The organism is Nocardia sp. NPDC046473 (genome assembly GCF_040645995.1).
GTDB lineage: Bacteria > Actinomycetota > Actinomycetes > Mycobacteriales > Mycobacteriaceae > Nocardia.
Genome location: NZ_JBEYZJ010000002.1, coordinates 495,534 through 519,498, shown reverse-complemented (window position 1 = coordinate 519,498; position 23,965 = coordinate 495,534). Strand labels below are relative to the sequence as shown.

Sequence of the window (23,965 nt, the reverse complement as noted above, 5' to 3'; positions counted from 1 at the left end):
CCGCCCCCATCAGGCCCGGCCCGTATTCGGGTGCGCCGTCCGCTGACCCGAGCAACAAGCAGCCCCGCCCCTCGAATCTCGATGAGGGGCGGGGCTTTTCGCTCGAGCAGAGCTACTTCCAGGCGGGCAGCGCGGGCAGGTCGCCGGTCAGGTCGGCACCGTCCGACCGGCCGAGCAGCCAGGCGGCGAGCGACGCGGCCGGGCCGGCGATGGTGTTGGTGGGGGAGTCGGTGCCGACGATGCCGGTGAAGTCGGTGTCGGTGGCGCGGAGCGCGAACGCCGGGACCGGTTCCGTTGCGGCAGCGGTGATTCGGTTCATGTCGACGGTCGCCTGGCCGAGCACCCGCGCGACGAACGTAGCGGGCCAATCTGCCGGGGTGTATCCGGAGTTGAGATCGACATGGTGAATCTCGACCTCCTGCAACCGCATCCACCGCACTTCACTGGCCGGAATCGGACGTCCCTGCCGGGTACGAACTTCCGCGTGCCAGGTGTCCTCGGTCAGCGAATTCGCCACTGCCGACCACCGTTTCGCCGCAGCCTCGTTGTCGGCGAGTTGCTCCGTGGCGGGCCGTGGTGCACCGGCTTCGATGTCGAAGCCGCGCAGATACATACTCGCGTACTGCGGAATCTCCACACCCGTATGCGCCCACAACAGCAGATTGAGCAGACTGTCGGCATTGCGGGCGATATGGGCGAGCAGATGTCCGCGACTCCACCCCGGCAGCAGCGACGCCTCGGTCATGTCGTTGTCGCCCAGCTTTCGCATGGTGTCGAGGAGGCGATCGGTCGCTTCGGCGAGGGTGTCGAGGGAGACGGGATCTTCCGGAGCAGCACTTGTCACAGCTGCGACCCTAGCGATCCAGACCATGCCCCGCCGAACTTCTTGACGATCGGCGGGACACGTCCGCGGGCCTATTCGCTGACGATGGCGTCGGCTTCGATCTCCACCAGCAGGGCTGGGGTGATGAGGGCGCTGATTTGGTACATGGAGGTGGCGGGGCGGATGTCGCCGAAGACCTCGGCGTGCGCCTTGGCGACCTCGGGCCAGCGGGCGATGTCGGTGACGAAGATGCGGGTGCGGACGACGTCGGCGAGGCTCGCGCCGGCGTCGGTGAGGGCGGTGGCGATGCGGCGCAACGTTTCCCGGGTCTGTTCGCCGATGTCGTCGCCGCCGACCGCGGTGCCGCCGGTGACCGAGGCGGTGGTGCCGCTGACCGCGATGGTGTTACCGACCCGGACGGCGCGGCAGTAGCCGACGATGTCTTCGAACTCGGAGCCGGAGGAGATGTTCACGCGTGTGGTCATGGCGTCAGCATCACACGCGCATCATCGTGGAGCCAACGGCCCAGGATTCGGCCGGATCGGCACCGAGTTGTCACCTGCGCGTCGGCCAGATTTCGGATCGGCGCGGTAGGCAGTCCCAGTGAAAGCTCTCGCTCGTCCTCGCGTCACCGCCGTCGCCGTCCTCTGTGCCGGCGTGCTGGCCGCAGGCTGCTCATCGTCGGACTCGGCCGCGGACTTCACCGCGACCATGGACCAGCCGCTGGTGATCTCCCTGGATGACCTGCTCGCCAAGACGGGCGGCAGCGCTGCCGTCCGCATCGCCGATCCGGAACACGGCAAGCTGAGCCGTCGCATCGACGGCGCGCTCGTCTACACCCCGAGCGCCGGTTACATGGGATCCGACAGCTTCAAGGTGACCACCACCGACGCGGTGCGCCTCTACACCACCGACATCCCGCCGCTGGGCGAGTTCGGCGGAACGACGGTGCAGAGCAGCGGTTTCGGCTCGGCCTGGACCCCGGTGCCCGGCAGCAAGGACGAGTTCTACGGGCTGACCGACCGCGGCCCGAATGTGGACGGTCCCGGCAAGAACGAGAAGCTTTCGCCGACACCGAGTTTCGTGCCGAAGATCGGCCGGTTCAAGCTGATCGGCACCCGCGCGGTGCCGCAGTCCAGCCTCGACCTGCACACCGCGGCGGGCGTCCCGTTCAACGGTCAGGTCGACGTTTCCGCGAACACCGGCGAAACCATCAAGGACCTCGCCGGAAATGTGTTGCCGCCCACCGATCACGGCCTCGATCCGGAAGGCCTGGTCGCATTGCCCGACGGCACCTTCTGGGTGTCCGACGAATACGGCCCGTTCCTGGTGCATTTCGACGCCAAGGGCGGCGAGCTAGAACGCCTGGCCCCGGGATCGGGCCTGCCCAAGGAACTTTCGCTGCGCACCCCGAACCAGGGCATGGAGGGCCTGACCATCACGCCGGACGGCAGCACCCTCGTCGGCGTGGTGCAGAGTGCGCTGAACACGCCCGGCCTCAACGGATCCGCCAAGGACGTGCCGTTGACCCGCATCGTCACCGTCGATCTGAAGACGAAGGCGCAGAAGGAATTCGTGGTCCCGCTGGAGAACCCGAAGAGCAGCAAGGTCGCCGATTCGGAGATCACCGCGCTGAGCGCGACCACCTTCCTGATCGACGAACGCGACGGCAGCCTGGCGCCCAAGGCGGACAAGAAGCTGTGGACCGTCGACATCACCAACGCCACCGACGTCGGCCCCGACTCGAAGGTGCCTGGCGCGCACTACGATCCGGAACACGGGGGCCTCCAGATCGACGGCAAGGCGCTGGAGACCTTGGTCGGCACGGCCACGACCACCGACGGCGTCGCCGCGCTGACCAAGGCGGGCGTCACCCCGGCCGCCAAGCCCAAGAACCTCGACCTCGCCGGCCTCGTCAAGGCTCTCGATGCCGACGGAAAGTTCTTCGGCCACGACAAGATCGAGGGCGTCGCCACCCTGGACGGCGGCAAGACGCTCTACATCTCCAACGACAGCGACTTCGGCCTGCTCGGCAGCACGGGCGACCAGCCGCCGTTCGGGCTCAAGCCCAAGATGCTCCCCAACGGCGTGCAGGACAGCGGCGAGATCCTCGTCGTCGACACCACCAAGCTGCCCGCGAAGACCGACGAGCACACGATCGAGCTGAACGTGAAGTAGCTAGTCGCCCGGGTCGATCCACTCCCGGCCTTCCAGGATCACCGCCGCGGCCAACGTGATCAGCCACAGCGACATCGAACCGACCTGGATCCGCTGGGCGATCCCGAGCGCGTAGTTGCCGGGCAGGTTGTCGGCGACCAGCATCCACACGGTCGCCGCCGACCCGACCACCAGCACGACCAGCCCGGCCTCGCGCAGGATCCGCCAGCGGTGATAGCGGAACGCGGCGACGCTGAACGCGAAGGTGGCGACGGCGATCGAGGTGACCGCGATGGTGCTCGACAGTGCGTGCGGCTGGTGCAGTTGCGGGAAAAGTTCGCTGCTGCCGCCGCACGCATTGTCGTTCGCGGTGCAGTCCTTCAGCGGCAGCAACACATCGGCGATCGTCGCCGCGCCGAAGCAGAACAGCGCGACCCAGCCGATCGTGGTGAACCGGCGGCGCGGGAAAAGCAGCAGACCGCCGATCGCGGCGGGGATGAGCATGACCCCGACGATCTTGTCGGCGGTCGCGAACACCGCACGGTACGGCTTACCTTCGGCATCCAGCTCGCTGAGGAACGAGTTGACCGGGTCGACGTCGATCTTCAGCACGAACTCCAGCACCCAGGACGAGTAGCAGACTCCCGCGATCAGGATTGCCGCTGCGATCACCAAGGACGCCACCCGCACGCGCCATTCGGCGATCTTTTGGCTATCTGTCACGGACCCCATTCTCCTACCTGCCACTGGACCGATGATCAAACCGTAGGTCAGCGGGCGCGTGGAGTCATGGGATCACCGACCGGATGGGATCAAACACACGTCATTGCCAACCGACGCACAGGCTCCTGTCAGGTTCGACGGACAGGCTGTCAGAGAAGCGTTCCCAAGGAGGTCCTCATGATCGGCTATGCCACAGCCGCCGCCGGAGTAGCCGTGATGACGGTGATGGTGATGTCGAGCTATCTCGCCACCCACGCACCGCGCACGTTGGTCCGGGTCAAGTCCCGCTAGCTCGAATACCCAGCGCGACCTGCACCCGATCGGCCGCGGCCACGGCGTCTTCGTGCTCCCACACGCGAATCACCTGCCAGCCCGCGTCGATCAGTGCCGCATCGGTCGCGCGGTCGCGCGCCACATTTCCGGCGAGCTTGGCCGCCCACCATTCCGCGTTGTTGCGCGGGTCGGTCGCGTGCTGCGGGCAGCGATGCCAGAAGCAGCCGTCGACGTAGACCGCGATGCGTAGCCGCGGAAACACCAGATCGGCGCGCCGCCGCTGCCCGCGGATCGGCGCGCGATCGACGAAATACCGCAGCCCGCGCCGATGCAGTTCCTTGCGTAGCGCCAGCTCCGGCTTGGTCCCGCTGCGCCGCTGTCGCGACATGCGCGCACTCGTTGCCGCATCGGTGGTGGGCCGTCGAATATCGCGCGGAAATCGTGGTGCGTCGTCGGGCGCGTCGCCGGATGTTCCCGGCCCGGCACCCGCCTGCCGACTCATGCCGCCCAGCCACCCATCCGATGGAGATGACTCTCCACATCGTCAAGAAACCCCGGCGGAAACCGCAGGCTCCCCATGCCGGTCCGCCGCAAGAATCCCGCGGTCGCCCGCGCCGACAGTAGCCGCGAATCGGTCAGGAAGTTCCGCAGATCCTCGTACTGCTCGTGCACCGGCCAGGTCGATACCGGCACCCGGTAGGCCGTCCCGGCATGTCCCCACGCCGCCACCGGCCACGGCGTTCCCGGCGGTAGCGGCTGGTCACCGAGGATCGGAGCCAGCGGCGCGGCCAGCCGGGACCCGACCCAGTCGGCCATCCGCACACTGACCGCATTGCCGACCAGCTTCCACCGATGCCCCTGCCGGATGCCGGGCACCTCACCCGCGGGCGCGGTCCAATCCGCATCGAAGCCCTGCAGCCGTTCCACGTCGACAAGACCGGGCGTGACGATCTCCCCGGACGGCAGCCGCACCGCGGGCGGACTGGCGATACCGAGTGCGGACCCGCCCTTCACCGTCGGCACCGCATTCACCGCCCAGCCGAGCCCGCGCACGCCCTCGGTCCAGTAGAACCCGCACGGGTCGCGTTCGGCATCGCCGACGATCCGTGGCCCGGCGTCGTCACCGAACAGCACCCCGCGTGGGTCCTCGGTCCTGGAAGCCAGCATCAGCACCCGCTGACGGCGCTGTGGCAGGCCGAAAGCCCGCGCATCCACCACCCGATAAGCCCAGGTGTAGCCGAGCTCCTCCAGGGCCGTGGTGATGTGCCGCATCGCGGCACCGCGACCGAGCTGCAGCATGAACGGCACGTTCTCGATCAGCAGCCAGCGCGGCCCGCGCTTGCGCCGCACCAGCCGGAACACCTCGTCGACCAGACCGGACCGCTTTCCGGTGATGCCTGCGGTGCGCCCGGCCTGGGAGAGGTCCTGGCAGGGAAATCCGGCCGCTACCAACTCGGTGCCCGCCGGTAGCGCGCGCAGGCTGGTGATGTCGGAATGCAGTGGTACATCGGGAAAGCGGGCGCCGAGCACCCCCTGTGCGCCCGCATCGATTTCGCACAGCAACTCGGTCTGCCAGCCGTTATGGCCGAGACCGAGTTCGAGCCCGCCGATCCCGGCGAACAGCCCGACCATCCGCGCGCCCGTCACCGACTGTCCCTTCCTCGCGTCTTCGGTCGAGACGCCGCCGACGTCGCCCCGTGCCCGGGGAGAGGTTACTCGAGTTGCCGGGCGTCGTCCGCGAACAACGCCATGACGGCGCGACGCAGCGATCGCAACAGCGGCCTGGTACCGTCCGCGTGTCAGCAACATGATCGGTCTGCTGCTGCCCGATAATGCTCATCGGCCGATCAAGTTTGCGGCCCTGATGACAGGCTCGGCAGGCTGATCTGCCTGCGCTCCAGCGCTATACGCGCGGATGCCGCCCCACGTGTCAGTCGGCGCGTCCGCATGCGAAATGCAAATGCTCCACAAAGGTTTTGAGCTCGACAAATTTCTTAGTCGTCACGCTAGGGAAAGTGAGCGAACATGCAGATACCTTCGAAAAACAGGAGCTTTCCCAACGTCGTCGTGACCAGCCTGGCGGCGACGACCTCGATCGCGGGCGACATCGACTCGACCTGGAAGGGCCTGCTCAACGGCGAGAGCGGCATCGACGTCCTGGAGGACAGCTTCATCGAGCAGTTCGAGCTGCCGGTCCGCATCGGCGGGCACCTGAAGGTCTCGCCCGCCGAGAGCCTGACCCGGGTCGAGGCGCGCACCCTGTCCTACGTGGAGCAGATGGCCACCGTGCTGAGCCGTGAGGTGTGGCGCAACGCGGGCAGCCCGGAGGTCGACAAGGCCCGGCTCGGCGTCGCCATCGGCACCGGTCTAGGCGGCGGCGAGTACATCATCGACGCGCGGGACCGCATCAAAAACGGTGGCTACCGCAAGATTTCGCCGCTCACCGTGCAGCGGATCATGCCGAACGGTTCAGCCGCCTGCGTCGGCATCGAACTCGGCGCGGGCGCGGGTGTGGTCACGCCGGTGTCGGCCTGTTCATCGGGCTCGGAGGCGATCGCGAACGCCTGGCAGATGATCGTGATGGGCGACGCCGACATGGTCGTCACCGGCGGCGTCGAGGGGTCCATCCAGGCGGTGCCGATCGCGGCGTTCACCATGATGCGCGCGATGAGCACCCGCAATCACGATCCGAAGAGCGCGTCGCGCCCGTTCGACAAGGACCGGGACGGCTTCGTGTTCGGCGAGGCGGGCGCGATGATGATCATCGAGACCGAGGAGCACGCCAAGGCGCGCGGCGCGACGATCCACGCGCGCATCATGGGTGCGGGCATCACCTCCGACGCCTTCCACCTGGTCGCGCCCGACCTGGAGGGCAAGGGTGCGGCGCGCGCGATGACCAGGGCGATCGAGAAGGCCGGGTTGACGAAGCAGGATGTCACCCACGTGAACGCGCACGCCACCGCCACGCCGATCGGGGATACCGCTGAGGCGCAAGCTATTTCGTCGGCGATCGGGAGTCACACCTCGGTCTACGCGCCGAAGTCGGCACTCGGTCATTCGATCGGCGCGGTCGGCGCGCTGGAGTCGGTGATCACGGTGCTCTCCATTCGCGACGGCATCGTGCCGCCGACCCTGAATTTGGACAATCAGGACCCGCAAATCGACCTCGACGTCGTCAAGGGCCAGAGCAGGCAGGGTCGGATCGATTACGCCGTGAACAACTCGTTCGGTTTCGGCGGGCACAACGTAGCGATCGCCTTCGGGCGGTACTGAGCGTCGGAAGGCTGCGCACCTGCTAGCCTTCCCGACGCTTCGTTATCGACCTGTGTTCGGTGTAACTGCACGGCCTGTGTGCGTGCTTTGGCAAAAGGATAAGGCGATGATCGACGAGACCTTCGACGACTATTTGGACGACCAGGGCAATATCAAAATCCGCGGTGACAAGACCCTGATCGACTTCGTCGACAAGCACAGCGCGGAGAACGGCGACGACCTCGCCTACCGCTATATCGACTATTCGCGGGAACGCGACGGCGAGTACCACGAGCTGACCTGGCGACAGTTCGGCGTCCGGCTGCGAGCCGTTGCCGCACGACTGCAGCAGGTGACCAAGCCCGGCGACCGCGTCGCGATTCTGGCACCGCAGGGGCTCGACTATGTCGTCTCCATTTTCGCGGCCGTCTACGCGGGCAATATCGCGGTCCCGCTGTTCGACCCGGAGGAGCAGGGGCACACCGACCGGCTCACCGCGGTGCTCAGCGACTGCACGCCCGCGGCGATCCTCACGGTCGGCTCCGCAGCGGGCGGTGTGCGGAACTTCTTCCGGCATCTGCCCGCGGCGCAACGGCCGCGGATTATTGCGGTGGAAGCGATTCCGGACAGCGTCGGCGCGATGTGGGTGCGGCCCGATATCAATATCGACAGCGTGGCTTACCTGCAATACACCTCCGGCTCCACCAGAACACCTGCGGGCGTGGAGATCACGCACCGCGCCGTCGGCACGAATCTGCTGCAGATGATCGATGCCATTGGCGTCAAAGAGAATTCGCGCGGCGTCACCTGGCTGCCGCTGTTCCACGACATGGGTCTGCTCTGCGTGATTCTGCCGACCGTCGGCGGCGGATTCATCACCATCATGTCGCCGAGTGCGTTCGTTCGCCGCCCGTATCGCTGGATCAAAGAACTGGCCGCCGCCTCCGACGGTGCCGGAACTTATGCCGCGGCGCCGAATTTCGCCTTCGAACATGCCGCGGCGCGGGGTAAGCCGAAACCGGGCGAGGAACTCGACCTGTCGAATGTGATCGGCCTGATCAACGGCAGCGAGCCGGTGTCGGTGTCGTCGATGAAGAAGTTCAACGACGCGTTCGCGCCGTACGGGCTGCCGAAGACGACGATCAAGCCCTGCTACGGCATGGCGGAGGCGACGCTGTTCGTCTCGGCGACCAAGGCCGAGGACGAGGCGAGGGTCGTGTATGTCGATCGCGCCCAACTGAATTCGGGCCGGATGGTCGAGGTCGAACAGGGTGCCGACAATTCGATCGCCCAGGTTTCCTGCGGATACGTGGCGTTGTCGCAGTGGGCGACCATCGTCGATCCGGATACCGGCGTCGAGCGCGCGGACGGCGAGGTCGGCGAGATCTGGTTGCACGGCGAGAACATGGGTATCGGTTACTGGGGCAAGCCCGACGAGACCGCGGCCACGTTCCGGGCCAAACTGGCCGCCCGGCAGCCGGAGGGCAGTCACGCGCAGGGCACGCCCGAGGACGCCAACTGGATGCGCACCGGCGATTACGGCGCCTACCTCGACGGCGAGCTCTACATCACCGGCCGGGTGAAGGATCTGGTGATCGTCGACGGCCGCAATCACTACCCGCAGGACCTGGAGTTCTCGGCGCAGGAATCGAGCACGGCGCTGCGCCCCGGCTTCGTCGCGGCATTCTCGGTGCCCGCCAACGAACTTCCGGCGCTGGTGTTCGCCAAGGACAGTCACTCCGGACTGCGGTTCGACGCCGACGACAGTTCCGAGCAGCTGGTGATCGTCGCCGAGCGCAACACCGGTGCCGGCAAGCTCGAAACCGAGCCGATCGCGGATACCGTGCGGGCGGCGGTTTCGCAGCGGCACGGTGTCACCGTGCGCGATGTGCTGCTCGTGCCCGCGGGCTCGATTCCGCGGACCTCCAGCGGCAAGATCGCCCGCCGGGCCTGCCGCACCGCGTATCTCGACGGCACGCTGCGCGGCGGATACCAGCAGCAGGCTTTTCCGGACGCACCCGTCGAGCGGGAGTCCGAGAGCGCGGGCATCCGCTAGAGCCGGACCTGGTCCGAATATTCGAATTCACTGACCTCGGCGCCCACGATGTGGGCGCCGAGGTCGTTTGCTGTCCGCGCCCTTGACCTCGAGGTTGCTCGAGGTTGTTGGCTGTAGTCATGAAGGCGGACGCGACCTGCGAACGAACGGTGATGTCCAGCACGAATACCGGCGACGGGGAATCGGCGAGCCCGGAAAACCGGTTGGCTGAATCGGGTAATACTGCCACCCTGAAGTGTCGGACCTCGGTGCGAACATCATCGAGTGTCCCGGTTCTCGACACCGCCAACCACACACCTGTAGGGGGAGCCATGTCAGTTGCACTGGACGTCGCAACGGCCGATCCGGAGGCCGACAGACCGGAGCGGCCCGCCGCGTCCGCGCCGGGCCGCCTGCACTCGCTGCGCCGCTTCTGGCCGTACGTGCGCCCGTACCGGCGCGCGCTGCTCGCCGCGACCACGCTCGCGGTCCTCTCGTCGCTGACCGCGATCGTCATACCGTTGATCATCGCCAAGATCATCGACGGGCCGATCGCGCGGCGCGATTTCGCGGGAGTGTTCGCGCCGGTCGCGCTGGTGCTGGTGCTCGGCCTGCTGGAAGCCGTCGGTGTGTGGGGGCGCCGCTGGCTGGTGTCCAAGCCGGCGACGCTGGTCGAGATCACCATGCGCGCCAAGATCTTCCGCAAGTTGCAGTCGCTGGCGATCGGGCGGCACGACTCCTGGGAATCGGGCCAGCTGCTGTCTCGTGCGGTCGACGACATGGCCACCCTGCGCCGCTTCGTCGCGTTCGCCGGGCCGTTCCTGATCATCCATCTCGTGCTGATCCCGGTCGGCCTGCTGGTGCTGCTCGCTTTGAACTGGCAGATCGGGCTGATCTTCGTGATCATCGCGATTCCGTTGACCTACATCTGCATTCGGTTCGAGCGCGCGTACTCGGTCGCGTCGCGCCGGTCCCAGGACCAGTCCGGCGACCTGGCCACCACCGCCGAGGAGTCGGCGCAGGGCGTGCGTGTGCTGAAGGCGTTCGGCCGCGGTGTGTTCTTCGGCGGCCGGTTCCTCGCCCAGTCGCGCGAACTGCAGCAGACCGAGATGCTCAAGGTGCGCCTGGACGCGCGGCTGTGGTCGGCCATGACCGGCATGCCGCAGCTGGCCATCGCGTTCGCGCTCGGTTACGGCGGCTACGCCGTGGCGCAGGGCTCGATGACGCTCGGCACCCTGGTCGCGGCGATCACCCTCGCCAACTTCCTGCAGTGGCCGATCATCTGGACCGGCTTCCTGCTCGCCGAACTGAACGACGCGCGCACGGCGGGCGATCGGTACTGGGAGATCATCGACACCCCGGTCGACATCGCCGATCCGGCCGATCCGGTGGAGTTGCCGGAGACGGTCGTCGGCGAATTGCGCTTGGACGGCGTGAAGTTCGCCTTCCCGGACGCGAAAGGGGAGGTGCTGCACGATGTTTCGCTCAAGATTCGACCCGGCGAGACGGTGGCCCTGGTCGGCGCGACCGGTAGCGGAAAGACCGCGCTGCTCAACCTGATTCCGCGGCTCTACGATCTGTCCGGCGGTGTGATCACCATCGACGGCATCGACATCGCGACCATGCGACTGGCCGATCTGCGCTCGCTGGTGTCGGTCGCGTTCGAGGAGCCGGTGCTGTTCTCGGCGAGCGTGCGGGAGAACGTCGCGCTCGGCGACCCGTCCGCCACCGACGCCGATGTGCGGCGCGCGCTGGACGTCGCGCAGGCCACCGAGTTCGTGGACAACCTGCCGTGGGGACTGGACACCAGGATCGGCGAGCAGGGCCTCAGCCTGTCCGGCGGTCAGCGCCAGCGGCTCGCGCTGGCCCGCGCCGTGTTGAGTGGCGCGGGCGCGGGGAGCCGGATCATGGTGCTCGACGACCCGTTGTCCGCGCTCGACGTGGAAACCGAAGAGCGGGTGCAGGAACGACTGCGCACCGTGCTGGCCGGCGCGACGACGCTGCTCGTCGCACACCGGCCCTCGACCGCGGCGTTGGCCGACCGGGTCGCGGTGCTGGCCGATGGCCGGATCGTCGCCGAGGGCACGCACGATCAACTGCTGCGCAGCAGCAGCCGATATCGAGAACTGATGGGAGGTGAGCAGCTGTGAGTACGGAAACGGTGACGTCGAAAGACGCGGTGACGAACGAGGATTCGTCCGGTCGGCGCGACGAGGCCGCCGACTGGCGTGGCATCGCCAGCGAGGACAAGGAGGTCACCCAGGCCGGAAACCTGGTGCTGGCCGGGCGATCCCGGCGACTGCTGCTCGACCTGGTCCGTCCGTACCGCAAGCTGGCGGCGCTCGCGCTGGTGCTCATCGTGGTGGACAACGCCGCCATGGTGTCCGCGCCGCTGTTCATCGCGCACGGGCTCGACAACGGCATCGGCGAAGGGCGCAAAGGGAATTGGGCACCGCTCACCTGGGCGGTCGGCGGGTACTTCACGGCGGTGCTGCTCGGCGGGCTGACCACGTTCCTGTTCCTGCGGGTGTCCGGCAAGCTCAGCCAGAGCGTGCTGTTCGACCTGCGGGTGCGCTCGTTCACGCACATGCAGCGGCTCAGCGTCGCCTTCCACGAGAAGTACACCTCGGGCAAGGTCGTCGCGCGCCTCACCGGCGACATCGAGACGTTGCAGGAGCTGCTGGAGGGCGCGCTGAATCAGGCGCTCAGCGCGATCCTTTCGGTGCTGACCATCGCGGTGCTGCTGATCTACCTGGATCTGACGCTGGCCGCGATCGTGCTGATCGGCTTCGTGCCGCTGGTGTTCGTCACCCGCTGGGCGCAGCGCAGGCAGCGGGCGAGTTACCGGCACACCCGCGGTGCGATCGCGAAGGTGGTCGTGCAGTTCGTCGAGTCGATGGGCGGCATGCGCGCGGTGCAGACCTTCCGCCGCGAGCAGCGCAACGAGTCGGTGCTCGCACACGAGGACAGCGACTACCAGCAGGCGACCACCAAGGCCATGCGCGGCATGGGCGACTACGCGGGACTGAGCAGGCTGCTCGGCAACCTGACCACGGTGGTCATCATCGTGGTCGGCGCGTGGCAGGTGATCGAGGGGCACATCGCGGTCGGCGTGCTCGCGGCATACCTGTTGTACCTCAACGAGTTCTACGGTCCGCTCGACGAACTCGCGCAGGTGTTCAACTCGTATCAGTCCGCGGCCGCGGCGCTGGAGAAGATCTCCGGCGTGCTCGAGGAGGAGCCCTCGGTGGCCGAGCCGACCGACCCGACGCCGGTGGCGAAGGCGAGCGGCGCGGTGCTGATGGATCGGGTGTCGTTCGGTTACGGCGCCGAGCGTCAGGTGCTGCCGGAGTTCACGCTGGACATCCCGGCCGGACAGGTCGTCGCGCTGGTGGGTGCCACCGGCGCGGGCAAGTCGACGCTGGCCAAGCTGCTGACCCGGTTCTACGACCCGTCCGAGGGCGCGGTCACGCTGGACGGGGTCGATCTGCGCCGGATCGCCGACGCCGATCTGCGCCGCAATGTCGTGATGGTCACCCAGGAGTCCTACCTGTTCTCCGGCTCGGTGGCCGACAACATCCGGCTCGGCAGGCCGGACGCGAGCGACGAGGAGGTGTTCGCGGCGGCCCGCGCGGTCGGGCTGTACGACTTCGTGCAGGCGCTACCCGAGGGCTTCGGCACCGACGTGCGCAAGCGCGGCGGCCGATTGTCCGCCGGTCAGCGGCAGCTGGTCGCGTTCGCCCGGGTGTTCCTGGCCGATCCGGCGGTGATCGTGCTGGACGAGGCCACGTCCAGCCTGGACATCCCGGGTGAGCGGCTGGTGCAGCGGGCACTCGAGACGGTGCTGCGCGATCGGACCGCGGTGATCATCGCCCATCGGCTGTCCACCGTGGCCATCGCCGACCGGGTGCTGGTCCTGGAATCCGGCCGCATTGTGGAGGACGGCAGCCCGGCCGAGCTCATCGCGGGCACCGGCCGGTTCGCCAGCCTGCACGCGGCCTGGCGGGAATCCCTGGTGTGATGCGGGCTGGTGTGGTGCGGGGTACGGCTCGGTGTCGCTTACGGTAGATAGGTGACGACTCCAGCCCCCGAGAGCCAAGCCTCTGGCCCCGAGACGCCGCCGGCCTCCCGGTGGCCGGCGATTCTCACCTGGCGCGCGCACAACGCGTCCCGGATGGAGTCGGTCCGCGTGACGCTGAACGGCAATCGCATCCGCGCCGCCGGTCGCATGATCGGCGGCGCGTGCGACGACCACCCGGCGTTCAGCGCGTCCTATGACCTGGTCACCGACGAGAGCGGCGCGACGAAGCGGCTCTCGCTGCGTACCACCACGGCCGCGGGCGAACGGCACGCGTCCATCGCCAGGGACGAGGAGAACTACTGGCTGGTCGACGCGGGCGGCAGCCACGTGCGCTCCACCTTCGCCGGCGCGCTCGATGTCGACGTGGTGCTCAGCCCGTTCTTCAACACGCTGCCGATCCGCCGCTTCGACCTGCAGCACGCGGTGCACGACGTCCAGGTCCCGGTCGTCTACGTACGCCTGCCCGACCTGTTGGTCCAGGAAGCCAGCCTCACCTACAGCGCGGCCGCCGACGGCATCAGCGTGCTTTCCCCGGTCTCCAGCGCGACCGTCACCGTCGACGCCGACGGCTTCCTGCTCGACTACCCGGGTCTGGCCGAACGCATCTGACAATTCGGTTTACCGCGCTCAGTTCAACCGGGTGATAACCCCGCCGCGCTGCCCGGCCTCGCGCAAGTTCGCCAGCCAATTGTGGTCACCGGGGTGGATATCCGTGATTTCCCATCGTCGCGCGGTTTCGTAGCGTTCGCGGGCATCATGTCCGGCTTCGACGAGATCGGCCAGGGAATTGTCCGCGCGCAGGCTGTCGCGGGCGGCGCCGAGCATCGTGAGCGTTTCCTCCAGGACCGCCAACAGTGCCGCGGAATTGGGTTCACAAATGGCGCGCACGAGATCGGGGGCGGTCGCTGCGACGCGGGTGCCGTCGCGGAAGGAACCCGCCGCCAGCCCGAGCGCGAGTTCGCCACCCGCCGCACCGGCCGACGCCAGCGCCTCGGCCAGCACGTGCGGCAGATGCGAGATCCGGGCCACCGCGCGGTCGTGCTCGTCCGCGACCACCGGCACGACCACCGAGCCGCAATCCAGGGCCAGTCGCACCACCCTGGTCCACGCCTCGACATGGGTGCCCTCGTCCACGCCGACCGCCCACACGGCATCGCGGAACAGCTCGGAATCGGTGGCGGCCCACCCGGATTCGGCGGTACCGGCCATCGGATGGCCGCCGACGTAGCGGGCCGACAGACCTTCCTTGCGCACCGCCTCGGCGACCGGCGCCTTGACACTGACCACATCGGTCAGCACGCAGCGCGGCGCGAACGTGGCGATCGCGGAGACCATGTGTGCGACCGCGGGCATCGGCACCGCGATGACGATCAGCGCGTCCGCCTCGGCGGCCCGGGTCAGCGCGGCGGACAGCTCTTCGGTGACGTCGAAGCCGTCGGCCCGGGCGGCCTGCGCACCCGCCGCGGAACGGTTGAATCCCCAGGCGTGATAGCCCGCGCCGACGGCGGCACGCAGCAGAGAACCGCCGATCAAGCCGGTTCCGAGGACACACACGGATGCTTTCCCAGCAGAAGTCACCTGAACAGATTGGCATACGACTTCAACATTTCGGCTCGGGCAGACTACCGTTGCGGCCATGGCAGCACAGCGCTCGGGCACGAATAGGGCGGCGTCGGATGATTACGACGACGTAGAAGGGTTCGCAGTGGCGGTTGTCCGCGAAGAAGGCAAATGGCGGTGCAGCCCGCTGAGCCAGGAAGCCCTTACGGATTTGTCCGCGGCGGAAAACGAACTGAAGGCGTTGCGCAGCTCGGGTGCCGTGTTCGGCCTGCTCGACATCGACGACGAGTTCTTCATCGTGGTCCGGCCCGCGCCTAGCGGCACCCGGATGCTGGTCTCGGACGCGACCGCCGCCATTGATTACGACATCGCCGCGGACGTACTCGACGCCCTGAACGTGGAAATCCCGGATATCGATCCCGACGAGCTCGACGACATCGAGCCGTGGGAAGAGGGCGACCTCGGGGTGCTCGCCGATCTCGGTCTGCCCGAGCCGGTGCTCAGCGTCATCCTCGCCGACACCGACCTCTATCCCGACGAGCAGCTCGGCATGATCGCCCAACGCCTCGGCTTCGCCGACGAACTATCGGCGGTGCTGGACAAGCTGCCCCGCTGACGTGCCCCTCCCTTCGGACGCCGACATGGTGCGCGCCGCGATCGCCGCGGCCGCCGAAGCGGACCCCCGTGACGTTCCCGTCGGTGCCGTCGTATTCGACGCCACCGGAAGGGAACTCGCGCGCGCGGCGAACGCCCGCGAAGCCCTCGGCGACCCCACCGCACACGCCGAAGTCCTAGCCCTGCGCCGCGCCGCCCAACGCCACGGCGACGGCTGGCGCCTGGAAGGCGCCACCCTCGCCGTCACCCTCGAACCCTGCACCATGTGCGCAGGCGCCCTAGTCCTAGCCCGCGTCTCCCGCCTCGTCTTCGGCGCCTGGGAACCCAAAACCGGCGCCGTAGGCTCCCTCTGGGACGTAGTCCGCGACCGCCGCCTCAACCACCGCCCCCAAGTCCGCGGCGGCATCTTAGAACCCGACTGCGCCACCCTCCTGGACACCTTCTTCCGCACCCACCGCGACCCGACTTAACGCACGATCCACTCTCCCGACGCAAGCAGCAGCATGCGTCACGTGCACCTTCCGTACGTCAAGTCACCCCCTGCCCGCCCTACCCAGCCGATTTAACGATCAGCCCCCACTCCGGTATGGTTGTCGGCGGTGGCGTGTCCGAGCGGCCTAAGGAGCACGCCTCGAAAGCGTGTGAGGGGTAACCCCCCTCCGAGGGTTCAAATCCCTCCGCCACCGCCAAAGCCCCTCATCTGCTCACCCAGGTGAGGGGCTTTTTCTTTGCTCAGGCAACACCTGGTCGGGCTTCGTGACAAGGTGTTGACAAGCGCAGCTACCAACGCCTGTTGCGGCAGAGCCCTGGCTGCCCGAATACTTCTTGTCCATCGCAGACGCTACGCGGTCCAAGTCGTCGTCGAAGAGGTCCGCGTAGGTGTTGAGTGTTTCCTTCGCGTCCTTTGTCCGAGCAGCCGCACCAGCGCCAGACAGCATGTTGACCCAGTCCATAGAACGACCTTTCTAGTCAAGCGTCATCCGCATGCGCGGGTGGCAGGTCCCGAAGCGGCGGTATTCCGCGCCGGGCGTACGTCTCCTCGGGGGTAACGGTGATGACATCGAGCTGCTGCACCAACGTCGCGGGAATCTCCCGGGCCGAGAAGTGCTCAGGGCTCGGCACTATGACCGCCTCCGCATCCAGTCGGGTTGCTTGTGCCTTCAGACGGGCCAGAGGTGGCCGTCCGAACTTGGGGTCATAAACCACCATGTCGGCGAAGTCGTAACCGAGACGTGTTGCGAGCTTGCGGATTTGACCCTGGTCCCAAAGCAACGCGGCTCCGGACACATCGGCTCGTTGGTACCCGATACACGTTGGTCTCCAACGCATTACACCCCCTCTCTCCTCATGCCCGTCGAGTGCGATATATCCGTGAATCTCGAGATAGAACCCGGAGTAGTCGTCTGAGTCGTCTCCGGCGCTCTGTAGTTCGAGCACGCCGCCAGGGAACTGGAACAGCCGCGTACGTGGCGTGGCTTGCGCTACTTCTGGTTCGTCGGTCACGACTGCCCCTTGCGTCAGTGGTGAGGCAGCTCGGGGCCGAGTTGACTGCACCGGCCCCAAGCGCCACATCTGAAGTTAGGGATCGCGCAGGGACGCCAGAACTGTGTCAAGGACGCTTCCAAAGACACTTCAAACGTCCTGCGTGTCCCAAAATGTGCGTAGGGTTCTGGCATGACTCAGCGTCTGGAATCCGCGATGGTCCGCGCAGGGTTCGACTCAGCCCGGCTGGCTACTGCGGTCAAGGTGGACGTGAAGACCGTGAACCGTTGGCTTGCGGGACGGGTTCCGCATCGGCGCACCCGCCTGGAGGTTGCCCTGGTGCTCGGCGAGACCGAGGAGTCATTGTGGCCATCTGCTCGGCCGGACATTCAAGCAGGAGCACCAGCGACCGCGGAGGTCTTGGGTGCTTACGCGCATCGGGCAGACATACCGAACGATCTCTGGGTGTCGCTGATGCACAAGGCAACTGAACGAATCGACATCATCGGGTACGCATACCCGTTCGTATTCGAGTTGCTGCCGAACGCTTCCGAATTGATCGCTGCCAAGTGCAGCGCGGGAGCTGTGGTGCGGCTAGGGTTCGCCGACCCTGATTGCCCCCACGTCATCGAAAGGGACGTGCTGGAGCAGATGGGCGGCACCCTGCCCGGTCGGATACGCAACGCGTTGTCCATGCTGGGACCGCTTGCAGAAACCCCCGGCTGCACTGTCGGGCTTCACACCACGCATCTGTACAACTCGGTGTTTCGGTTCGACTCCGAGATGATTGTTACCCCGTACCTGTTCCGAGCTCGGGGCTACCAGCACACTGCTATGCACCTGCGGAAGTTGTCTCCACACGGGATATTCGAGTCGTTCTCAGACCAATTCGAGCAAATATGGGGAACCGTAACCCCGTACGGCACAGAGGAACATCATGGGCTCACGGCGTGACTATTACAAAGATCCGGATGCACCCAAGCCCAACTCGTTGAAGCCAGGCGGGTCGGCATTAGTTGTTGACGACACTGGGCGCGTGCTCATGCAACGGCGCGGGGACTCCGGCAACTGGTCATTGCCAGGCGGGATCATGGAGGTAGGGGAGACCCTCGAAGACTGTGTGATTCGCGAAACCCGAGAAGAAACCGGGTTGGACATCGAGATAACAGGGCTGCTCGGCATCTATACCGATCCAGACCACGTGATCGAATACTCCGACGGCGAGGTCCGGCAAGAGTTCGCGATCGTCTACAACGGCCGAGTGGTTGGTGGCGAAATCCAGGTGTCACACGAGTCCACCGAGGTCCGGTTCATCTCCCTCGACGAACTAGAGGCCATGCCGGTGCATCCGACCGTCCGCCTGCGACTTCGGCATCACCAGGAAGGTTCGGACCTCCCGTGGCTGGGCTAACTCGGCAAACTGCGACCAAAGGGACCTTACCTATTCAGGATCGAATCCCTCCGCCGGATCTACCTCGGTAAGCATCAACATTCGCTTCAGGCGCAAAGGGTCATCGGGATTGTTCCTCTGTCGCTCTTCCAGGGCGCCCATTATCTGGTCCCAGAAATTACTGAGATCGCTTGGGCGAGCCAGATGGAAAGAAACCAGCATATGGAGAGCCGAAACCCTCGTCGCGCAGACGCGAGACCTCGGACACCCTGACGAAAGGCTGATCATGGGCAGGATCGAGTACTACTACGACCCGAAGGCACCCAAGCCCAATTCGCTTGTGGTGGCATGCAATCTGCTCGTTGCCGATGGGGTCCGGGGCTATTCTGCTGCCGCGGCGTCGTGACACGGGCCAGTGGGCACTGCCCGGCGGAGCGATGGACATGGGTGAGACGCCGGCCGAGTGCGCCATCAGAGAATGTCAGGAAGAAACTGGTATCACGGCTGAAATAACTGGATTCCTAGGCGTTTACAGCAATCCGAACCACATCGTTGCCTACACCGACGGCGAAATTCGTCAGCAGTACGAGAACACTTACATCGGCCGACCAGTCGCCGGGGAGCCCACCATCAACGATGAAGCTGACGGCGTAACCTTCGTACTCCCTACAGATTTGGACCAGTACGACATCCACCCGAGCATGCGCCAACAGATCGGCGACTACCTGTCGGGAAACTACCCTTACCTCGGATGAGCCATCAGCGCTTGCTCGATGGCCGGGTGTTCTCAACTGGGCTCCGGAGCCGCAGACGCTGGCCCCGCACGAGCGAGAACCGTTGCGGCGACGCCGCGGGATTGTGGTTATCCCGTTTTGATGCAGGAACTTCCGGTGTCCAGTCCGGTGCCTTCGACGTCGATGGTGGTGAACTTCGTCGAGGTGTATTGCCCTGGCACGCTTTGGATGGCGGTGATGTTTTGGGGCCCGGTGCGGGTGGGAGTCCAGGTGGTGGTGACGGTGTTGTTGGCGGGGTGGTGGATGGGGTCGCCGGGGAGGCGTTCGCCGTTGCCGGGGATGACGCCGCCGGAGAGCCAGAAGAAGACCGAACCGGGGTCGTCGGAGATGTCGGTGACCGTGGCGGTCACTCGGTAGTGGCAGCCGGTCACGATGCCCTCGGAGCCCAGGTCGACGCTGACGCCGGTCACCTCGGCGTTGGCGGGTGGACCGGCCAGTACGGCGGTGACGGCCGCCGCCGCGAAGGTGGCCGCGCCGACCGCGGCTCGAGAGTGGGACCTGCTCACGTGCTACCTCCCTGACTGGAATTTCACGATCGCCTCACCGTTGCGGCTTACCCAGTCCAGCAGACTGTGCAATCGTTCCGCTACTTCCATACCCATCGGGGTGAGTGAGTATGTGACTTTCGGTGGGGTAGTTGGTTCCACGGTGCGGTCGGTGAGGCCGTAGTCGGTGAAGGTGCGCAGGTTCTGCGACAGCATCTTCTCGCTGATGCCGCCGACGTGGTCGCGCAGGACGTGAAACCGCATCGGTCCGTCGCGCAGGGCGGACAGAATCAGCACGCCCCAGCGGCTGGTCAGCTTGTCGAGGACGGTGCGGCCGGGGCAGTCGCTGTCGAATATTGCCTGCCGCGTGGTGCCGGGCGAGCTGTTGACCAGGGAACCTACCTTCACGCCTAGAGCTTACTTCGAGGTGGGGCCTTACCAAAGGTTAGTCGCTTTCGTATGGTGAGCTTATGGCTCAGATAAAGCAGGTTTTGGTGATCGGAGCGACCGGTCATGTTGGCGGACAGGTTGTTTCGCAGCTCGCGGCGACCGGGACGGCGGTGCGCGCGCTCGCACGCAAACCCGAGGCGGCGGCATTTCCGACGGGTGTCGAGGTCGTGCCCGGTGATCTGACCGCGCCGGAAACGCTGCCCCGTGCGCTCGCCGGAGTGGACGCTGTCTACCTGACGTGGCCGAATTTGCCTGCCGATAAGGCGATTCCGGTGATCGAGGTGATCGCCGAGCACGCGCGCCGGATCGTGCTGCTGTCCTCCGGTGCGGTCCGCGACGATCTCGAGGAACAGGACAACCCGATCGGCAAGGCACACGCGGACATCGAAAAGCCGATCCGGAATTCCGGCATGGAGTGGACCTTCTTGCGCCCCTACGGTTTTGCGACCAACACGCTGGAATGGGTACCGCAGATCCGCACCGGCGATGTCGTGCGCGGCGCGTACGGGGCCGCAGCGATGACCCTGCTGCACGAGGCTGATATCGCGGCGGTCGCGGTGCGTGCGCTGACCACCGACGAGCACCTCGGTGCCCGGTATGTGCTGAGCGGTTCCGCGTCGCTGAGCCGGGCCGAGCAGGTAGCGATCATCGGCGCGACGCTCGGTCGTCCACTGGTCTGGGAGGAAATCACTCGGGAGCAGGCCAAGGCGCAGATGGGTTGGGTACCAGCGGAATTCGCCGACTACATCCTCGGCGGCCTGGCCGCGATGGTGGACACGCCAGGACTGCCGACGTCGACGATCCAGGAGGTCACCGGAGCACCCGCCCGCAGCTACGCGCAGTGGGTCGCCGATCACGCCGCCGACTTCGCCTGACGGCTATCCGGTACGCAGACAGGAACTTCCGGTATCGAGCCCACTGCCGACGACCTCGACGGTGATGAACTTCGATGACGTGTACCGACCCGGCTCACTCTGCATACCGATCAGGTTCTGCGAACCGACCCGGGTCGGCGTCCAACTCAAAGTGACGGTGTTGTTCTCCGGGTGATGCACAGCCTCACCCGGGATCCGTTCACCGTTGCCCGGGATCACTCCGCCGGCCAGCAGGAAGAATACCGAGCCGGGCGGAATCTCCGAATCGGTGACCGTCGCCGTCACCGGGTAGCGGCAGCCGGTCAGCAGCCCTTCGGGCCCGGCGGCGACGCTGACGGATTCGACATCGGCATTCGCCGGTGGACCGATCGTCACGGCGGTAACAGCGGCGGCCGCGAAGGCCGCGGCACCCACCACGGTGCGAGAGAAAGACCTGCTCATCGTGCTACCTCCTGGAAGGTCGGCATGCGGGCGAGCTGAAAGTAGCGTAATCGCTGGCCGGACCCGGCAACCGGCAGTCGTGCCGAATCGTGCGCCGACCCGGGCTTTCCTACCGTTCAGCGGGCCCGTTCATGCCGGGCCGCAATACGACGGTCTGCCGATCGAGGTCGACTCCGAACGGCGGCGCACCCTCCGCGTCCTCGTCCCGCAACATCGACACCGACTCACGATGGTCGAGCTCCATCCGCTTGGTCGAGTAGAACAGCGCCGTGAATTCATCGGTGAAGGTGCCCGACACCGGAGTGCGCCGCCGCTTGCGCCGCTTGCCCATCGTCAACTCGTACGCCGCGACCAACATCAGCAAGATGATCCAGCCCGGGATCCACCATTGCAGTACCGACGCCATACCGATCAAACGATCCGGCCGCGGCAAGTGTTCCCGATCACATGGCTTCACGCAGGTGCCGCGGACTTGTCCGCGGTAGCGCCGGTACGTCGCGTCGAGGTGAGTACGGCAGCGCCGAGCGCCACACACAACACGGCAGCACCGGCCCCCACCGGGAACAGCCCGACCTGCCAGATCGAGTACACACCCCAAGCGGCCAGTGCCGTCCCGACCACCGCGGGCACCGTCGCGTCGCGCGCGGCATACCGCGCACAGAACACATCCCAGCGCATGCTGACCCGCACCACGAAGAACAACACCACCCCGCCGACCAGAATCCACAACGGCCTTGTCTCCCACCAGGTTTGCGGATCTCCCGGCAGCAATCGCGACGGCACGAGCGTCGCCGCCCCGGTCAACATCGCGATCACGGGCACATGCCACAGATAGATCGTCATCAACAACGGCACGATCGCGGTGATCACCCGCCGCAACGACCGACGCGGTTCCCACCCACCAACCCGCCGATCCACCAGCGTCAACAGCGCCAGCTGAACGACGGCAAGAATCGAGATGGCGGAAGTGGGCGGCGCCAGATTGGACACGGGCGCATCGGCCACTCCGAGGGTGGTCGGAAAGTACGGGCCCGCCCCGACCATCACCACCAGCAGCCCGACGCCGACCACGCCGAGAAGCAGCACACCGGCATCGGTGACCGTCCGCAGCAATCCGCGCGCGTGCACCACCCCGAGCTGATGACAGAACAACCACACGAAGACCAGATTCCACTCCGCGAACCGCCCCGCACCACCGAATCGCAAGGCGTCCACCGCAAGCGAGCACCCCAGCAAAACCACCGGCAACAGCAGCGGCACCCGATCGTGCAATACCACCGCGCCCGGCGCCACGGCCACCGCCACCAGATACACCGCGAGAAACCACAGCGGACTGGCCACGACGTGTGCGGCCGTCGCCGCCGTCCGCTCGGAGTAGACGCCGAGGACCGCGATCACCGGAGCCAGCACCGCGACCAACGCGAGCACCGGCGTGACCAGCCGCCGCGCCCGCGGACCGAGATACTCCCCGTAACCCAACCCGCTTGCCCGCCAACGATCCACGATCAGCGTGTTCGCGAACCCGCCCGCGAGAAAGAACAGCGGCATCACCTGAATCAGCCAGGACAGCGCCCAGATAGGCCGCCCGTGCAGCGCGGGCTCGCCACGCAGCACCCCGTCGGTGACGGTGACCCGCACCGAAATCCAGTGAATGACAACGACGACCCCGATCGCGAAGACCCGACCGAGATCGATCGTCCAACTACGCGGTCTACTCACATCCATGGGCGTACCCGCCCCGGCTGAACAGCGGATGAAATGCACCGCACGCCTGCGGTATCGAACCGGCGAGCAATAGTTCGGCGGCAACGGATATTTCGGGCGAACGGGGGTATACGCCGGATAGCTAAATGCGGGAAGGACGTGGTGGCCCATGCGCCGTCGTACAGTCCGCTCGAGACCGATGAGCGAGAGAAACATGAGAATCGGAAGCATTATTGTCTTGGTCTGGTTGCTGATCGGCGTTGTCGCCGCAGCTCAGCGGAACTACTTCGACAGCGGACCGGTGAACTGCGCCGGGTTCGGCACCATTGCCGTCACGGTGATCGCGGGCCCGCTCAACTACATGGGCGTGAACCCCAAGGTCGACGATTGCAATGTGCCGCAACCGAGTCCGTAGTCAACGACACCGGTGATCGCGTACCGCACACCGGCCCAACCTGATTCGGCGACCTCGCGCCCGGCAACGGGCGCGAGGTTCGCTGCGGCGCGCAGGCCGTGTCGTCGCGTTCGGCGCGTCGCGTTCGGGGCTCGATAATGAGGGTCGCTCAGAAGACGCCGACGAATGAGGCAATATGCGACTTGGCAGCCTGATTGTCGTGCTCTGGCTCGTGATCGGTGTGATCGCCGCAGGCCAGCGCCACTACTTCGACACTGGCCCGATCAATTGCGCGGGATTCGGCACCACCGCGCTCACCGTCTTGGCCGGTCCGCTCAACTACGTCGGCATCAACCCGAAGATCGCCGACTGCAACGTTCCGCAGCCGAGCCAGTAGGGGATAAACGCTGATCAGGCGGGGTATTCTCAGG

General features: G+C 66.4%; 26 protein-coding genes and 1 tRNA gene. 15 read left to right on the top strand and 12 right to left on the bottom strand.

Features of this window, described 5'->3' with window-relative positions:
* Positions 1 to 112: 112 nt before the first annotated feature.
* Together ABZ942_RS07905 and ABZ942_RS07900 are read right to left on the bottom strand one after the other, a co-directional pair.
* Complete coding sequence (locus ABZ942_RS07905) at positions 113 to 844, bottom strand: maleylpyruvate isomerase family mycothiol-dependent enzyme (protein WP_357379954.1); 732 nt, start codon at positions 842 to 844, stop codon at positions 113 to 115.
* Positions 845 to 915: 71 nt separating this feature from the next.
* Complete coding sequence (locus tag ABZ942_RS07900) at positions 916 to 1,308, bottom strand: RidA family protein (protein ID WP_357379953.1); 393 nt, start codon at positions 1,306 to 1,308, stop codon at positions 916 to 918.
* Positions 1,309 to 1,426: 118 nt separating this feature from the next.
* On the opposite strand from ABZ942_RS07900, the gene ABZ942_RS07895 reads away from it, so the two are divergent.
* Positions 1,427 to 3,001 carry an esterase-like activity of phytase family protein gene (locus ABZ942_RS07895; RefSeq protein ID WP_357379952.1) on the top strand — a complete coding sequence of 525 codons (1,575 nt, stop codon included), beginning with the start codon at positions 1,427 to 1,429 and terminating at the stop codon, positions 2,999 to 3,001.
* On the opposite strand, the gene ABZ942_RS07890 is transcribed toward ABZ942_RS07895, so the two are convergent.
* The 3 genes from ABZ942_RS07890 to dcm all read right to left on the bottom strand — a co-directional run bounded on the left by ABZ942_RS07890 (position 3,002) and on the right by dcm (position 5,608).
* On the bottom strand, positions 3,002 to 3,703 hold the full coding sequence (locus tag ABZ942_RS07890; RefSeq protein WP_357379951.1) for a DUF998 domain-containing protein: 702 nt from the start codon (positions 3,701 to 3,703) through the stop codon (positions 3,002 to 3,004).
* 277 nt (positions 3,704 to 3,980) lie between these two features.
* Entirely contained in the window at positions 3,981 to 4,478 is a 498-nt protein-coding gene (locus tag ABZ942_RS07885) for a very short patch repair endonuclease (protein ID WP_357379950.1), read from the bottom strand.
* Positions 4,475 to 5,608 carry a DNA (cytosine-5-)-methyltransferase gene (gene dcm, locus ABZ942_RS07880; RefSeq protein ID WP_357380363.1) on the bottom strand — a complete coding sequence of 378 codons (1,134 nt, stop codon included), beginning with the start codon at positions 5,606 to 5,608 and terminating at the stop codon, positions 4,475 to 4,477. The genes ABZ942_RS07885 and dcm overlap by 4 nt, the downstream gene beginning before the upstream one ends.
* Positions 5,609 to 6,001: 393 nt before the next feature.
* On the opposite strand from dcm, the gene ABZ942_RS07875 reads away from it, so the two are divergent.
* The 5 genes from ABZ942_RS07875 (at position 6,002) to ABZ942_RS07855 (ending at position 13,953) form a co-directional block, all read left to right on the top strand.
* Positions 6,002 to 7,249 carry a KasA/KasB family beta-ketoacyl-ACP synthase gene (locus ABZ942_RS07875; protein WP_357379949.1) on the top strand — a complete coding sequence of 416 codons (1,248 nt, stop codon included), beginning with the start codon at positions 6,002 to 6,004 and terminating at the stop codon, positions 7,247 to 7,249.
* Between the two features lie 109 nt (positions 7,250 to 7,358).
* Complete coding sequence (fadD32, locus tag ABZ942_RS07870) at positions 7,359 to 9,284, top strand: long-chain-fatty-acid--AMP ligase FadD32 (protein ID WP_357380362.1); 1,926 nt, start codon at positions 7,359 to 7,361, stop codon at positions 9,282 to 9,284.
* Between the two features lie 311 nt (positions 9,285 to 9,595).
* The gene (locus tag ABZ942_RS07865; RefSeq protein ID WP_357379948.1) at positions 9,596 to 11,413 is read left to right on the top strand and encodes an ABC transporter ATP-binding protein; all 1,818 of its coding nucleotides are present in this window, start codon (positions 9,596 to 9,598) and stop codon (positions 11,411 to 11,413) included.
* Positions 11,414 to 11,442: 29 nt separating this feature from the next.
* The gene (locus ABZ942_RS07860) at positions 11,443 to 13,284 is read left to right on the top strand and encodes an ABC transporter ATP-binding protein (RefSeq protein WP_357380361.1); all 1,842 of its coding nucleotides are present in this window, start codon (positions 11,443 to 11,445) and stop codon (positions 13,282 to 13,284) included.
* Positions 13,285 to 13,335: 51 nt separating this feature from the next.
* The gene (locus ABZ942_RS07855; RefSeq protein WP_357379947.1) at positions 13,336 to 13,953 is read left to right on the top strand and encodes a putative glycolipid-binding domain-containing protein; all 618 of its coding nucleotides are present in this window, start codon (positions 13,336 to 13,338) and stop codon (positions 13,951 to 13,953) included.
* Positions 13,954 to 13,971: 18 nt separating this feature from the next.
* Here the strand turns inward: ABZ942_RS07855 and ABZ942_RS07850 are convergent, their stop codons facing one another.
* A complete protein-coding gene (locus ABZ942_RS07850) occupies positions 13,972 to 14,982 on the bottom strand; it encodes a prephenate dehydrogenase (RefSeq protein WP_357379946.1) in 1,011 nt (336 codons plus the stop codon).
* On the opposite strand from ABZ942_RS07850, the gene ABZ942_RS07845 reads away from it, so the two are divergent.
* The 3 genes from ABZ942_RS07845 (at position 14,981) to ABZ942_RS07835 (ending at position 16,208) form a co-directional block, all read left to right on the top strand.
* Positions 14,981 to 15,520 carry a tRNA adenosine deaminase-associated protein gene (locus ABZ942_RS07845; protein WP_357379945.1) on the top strand — a complete coding sequence of 180 codons (540 nt, stop codon included), beginning with the start codon at positions 14,981 to 14,983 and terminating at the stop codon, positions 15,518 to 15,520. The genes ABZ942_RS07850 and ABZ942_RS07845 overlap by 2 nt on opposite strands.
* Before the next feature lie 25 nt (positions 15,521 to 15,545).
* Positions 15,546 to 15,989: a nucleoside deaminase gene (locus ABZ942_RS07840; protein ID WP_357380360.1), complete on the top strand. Its 444-nt coding sequence runs from the start codon at positions 15,546 to 15,548 to the stop codon at positions 15,987 to 15,989.
* Positions 15,990 to 16,117: 128 nt separating this feature from the next.
* A tRNA-Ser gene (locus ABZ942_RS07835) sits at positions 16,118 to 16,208 on the top strand.
* 280 nt (positions 16,209 to 16,488) lie between these two features.
* On the opposite strand, the gene ABZ942_RS07830 is transcribed toward ABZ942_RS07835, so the two are convergent.
* Positions 16,489 to 17,022, bottom strand: a complete 534-nt coding sequence (locus ABZ942_RS07830) for a hypothetical protein (RefSeq protein WP_357379944.1) — start codon at positions 17,020 to 17,022, stop codon at positions 16,489 to 16,491.
* A gap of 171 nt (positions 17,023 to 17,193) precedes the next feature.
* Between ABZ942_RS07830 and ABZ942_RS07825 the strand changes: the two genes are divergently transcribed.
* The 3 genes from ABZ942_RS07825 (at position 17,194) to ABZ942_RS07815 (ending at position 19,146) form a co-directional block, all read left to right on the top strand.
* Positions 17,194 to 17,955: an XRE family transcriptional regulator gene (locus ABZ942_RS07825; protein WP_357379943.1), complete on the top strand. Its 762-nt coding sequence runs from the start codon at positions 17,194 to 17,196 to the stop codon at positions 17,953 to 17,955.
* Positions 17,939 to 18,412 carry an NUDIX domain-containing protein gene (locus ABZ942_RS07820; RefSeq protein ID WP_357379942.1) on the top strand — a complete coding sequence of 158 codons (474 nt, stop codon included), beginning with the start codon at positions 17,939 to 17,941 and terminating at the stop codon, positions 18,410 to 18,412. Before ABZ942_RS07825 ends, ABZ942_RS07820 begins: the two co-directional genes overlap by 17 nt.
* Positions 18,413 to 18,759: 347 nt before the next feature.
* Positions 18,760 to 19,146 carry an NUDIX domain-containing protein gene (locus ABZ942_RS07815; RefSeq protein ID WP_357380359.1) on the top strand — a complete coding sequence of 129 codons (387 nt, stop codon included), beginning with the start codon at positions 18,760 to 18,762 and terminating at the stop codon, positions 19,144 to 19,146.
* A gap of 107 nt (positions 19,147 to 19,253) precedes the next feature.
* Here the strand turns inward: ABZ942_RS07815 and ABZ942_RS07810 are convergent, their stop codons facing one another.
* Complete coding sequence (locus ABZ942_RS07810; RefSeq protein WP_357379941.1) at positions 19,254 to 19,691, bottom strand: hypothetical protein; 438 nt, start codon at positions 19,689 to 19,691, stop codon at positions 19,254 to 19,256.
* Positions 19,692 to 19,694: 3 nt separating this feature from the next.
* Positions 19,695 to 20,078, bottom strand: a complete 384-nt coding sequence (locus ABZ942_RS07805) for a helix-turn-helix domain-containing protein (RefSeq protein WP_357379940.1) — start codon at positions 20,076 to 20,078, stop codon at positions 19,695 to 19,697.
* Between the two features lie 62 nt (positions 20,079 to 20,140).
* Between ABZ942_RS07805 and ABZ942_RS07800 the strand changes: the two genes are divergently transcribed.
* Complete coding sequence (locus ABZ942_RS07800) at positions 20,141 to 20,995, top strand: NAD(P)H-binding protein (RefSeq protein WP_357379939.1); 855 nt, start codon at positions 20,141 to 20,143, stop codon at positions 20,993 to 20,995.
* 3 nt (positions 20,996 to 20,998) lie between these two features.
* On the opposite strand, the gene ABZ942_RS07795 is transcribed toward ABZ942_RS07800, so the two are convergent.
* The 3 genes from ABZ942_RS07795 to ABZ942_RS07785 form a co-directional block, all read right to left on the bottom strand.
* Positions 20,999 to 21,436 carry a hypothetical protein gene (locus tag ABZ942_RS07795; protein WP_357379938.1) on the bottom strand — a complete coding sequence of 146 codons (438 nt, stop codon included), beginning with the start codon at positions 21,434 to 21,436 and terminating at the stop codon, positions 20,999 to 21,001.
* A gap of 109 nt (positions 21,437 to 21,545) precedes the next feature.
* Entirely contained in the window at positions 21,546 to 21,842 is a 297-nt protein-coding gene (locus ABZ942_RS07790) for a DUF6191 domain-containing protein (RefSeq protein ID WP_357379937.1), read from the bottom strand.
* A gap of 47 nt (positions 21,843 to 21,889) precedes the next feature.
* A complete protein-coding gene (locus tag ABZ942_RS07785) occupies positions 21,890 to 23,155 on the bottom strand; it encodes an acyltransferase family protein (protein WP_357379936.1) in 1,266 nt (421 codons plus the stop codon).
* 199 nt (positions 23,156 to 23,354) lie between these two features.
* On the opposite strand from ABZ942_RS07785, the gene ABZ942_RS07780 reads away from it, so the two are divergent.
* Together ABZ942_RS07780 and ABZ942_RS07775 are read left to right on the top strand one after the other, a co-directional pair.
* Positions 23,355 to 23,555 (top strand): hypothetical protein, encoded by a 201-nt coding sequence (locus tag ABZ942_RS07780; protein WP_357379935.1) that lies wholly within the window; start codon positions 23,355 to 23,357, stop codon positions 23,553 to 23,555.
* Positions 23,556 to 23,730: 175 nt separating this feature from the next.
* Complete coding sequence (locus ABZ942_RS07775) at positions 23,731 to 23,931, top strand: hypothetical protein (protein ID WP_357379934.1); 201 nt, start codon at positions 23,731 to 23,733, stop codon at positions 23,929 to 23,931.
* The last annotated feature ends 34 nt before the right edge of the window (positions 23,932 to 23,965 follow it).

Coding starts and splice junctions, on each gene's coding strand:
- ABZ942_RS07900 (WP_357379953.1), bottom strand. CDS start 1,308: ATGACCACACGCGTGAACATCTCCTCCGGCTCCGAGTTCGAAGACATC.
- ABZ942_RS07885 (WP_357379950.1), bottom strand. CDS start 4,478: ATGAGTCGGCAGGCGGGTGCCGGGCCGGGAACATCCGGCGACGCGCCC.
- dcm (WP_357380363.1), bottom strand. CDS start 5,608: ATGGTCGGGCTGTTCGCCGGGATCGGCGGGCTCGAACTCGGTCTCGGC.
- ABZ942_RS07875 (WP_357379949.1), top strand. CDS start 6,002: ATGCAGATACCTTCGAAAAACAGGAGCTTTCCCAACGTCGTCGTGACC.
- ABZ942_RS07865 (WP_357379948.1), top strand. CDS start 9,596: ATGTCAGTTGCACTGGACGTCGCAACGGCCGATCCGGAGGCCGACAGA.
- ABZ942_RS07845 (WP_357379945.1), top strand. CDS start 14,981: ATGGCAGCACAGCGCTCGGGCACGAATAGGGCGGCGTCGGATGATTAC.
- ABZ942_RS07850 (WP_357379946.1), bottom strand. CDS start 14,982: ATGGCCGCAACGGTAGTCTGCCCGAGCCGAAATGTTGAAGTCGTATGC.
- ABZ942_RS07840 (WP_357380360.1), top strand. CDS start 15,546: ATGGTGCGCGCCGCGATCGCCGCGGCCGCCGAAGCGGACCCCCGTGAC.
- ABZ942_RS07825 (WP_357379943.1), top strand. CDS start 17,194: ATGACTCAGCGTCTGGAATCCGCGATGGTCCGCGCAGGGTTCGACTCA.
- ABZ942_RS07820 (WP_357379942.1), top strand. CDS start 17,939: ATGGGCTCACGGCGTGACTATTACAAAGATCCGGATGCACCCAAGCCC.
- ABZ942_RS07815 (WP_357380359.1), top strand. CDS start 18,760: ATGGGGTCCGGGGCTATTCTGCTGCCGCGGCGTCGTGACACGGGCCAG.
- ABZ942_RS07800 (WP_357379939.1), top strand. CDS start 20,141: ATGGCTCAGATAAAGCAGGTTTTGGTGATCGGAGCGACCGGTCATGTT.
- ABZ942_RS07795 (WP_357379938.1), bottom strand. CDS start 21,436: ATGAGCAGGTCTTTCTCTCGCACCGTGGTGGGTGCCGCGGCCTTCGCG.
- ABZ942_RS07790 (WP_357379937.1), bottom strand. CDS start 21,842: ATGGCGTCGGTACTGCAATGGTGGATCCCGGGCTGGATCATCTTGCTG.
- ABZ942_RS07780 (WP_357379935.1), top strand. CDS start 23,355: ATGAGAATCGGAAGCATTATTGTCTTGGTCTGGTTGCTGATCGGCGTT.
- ABZ942_RS07775 (WP_357379934.1), top strand. CDS start 23,731: ATGCGACTTGGCAGCCTGATTGTCGTGCTCTGGCTCGTGATCGGTGTG.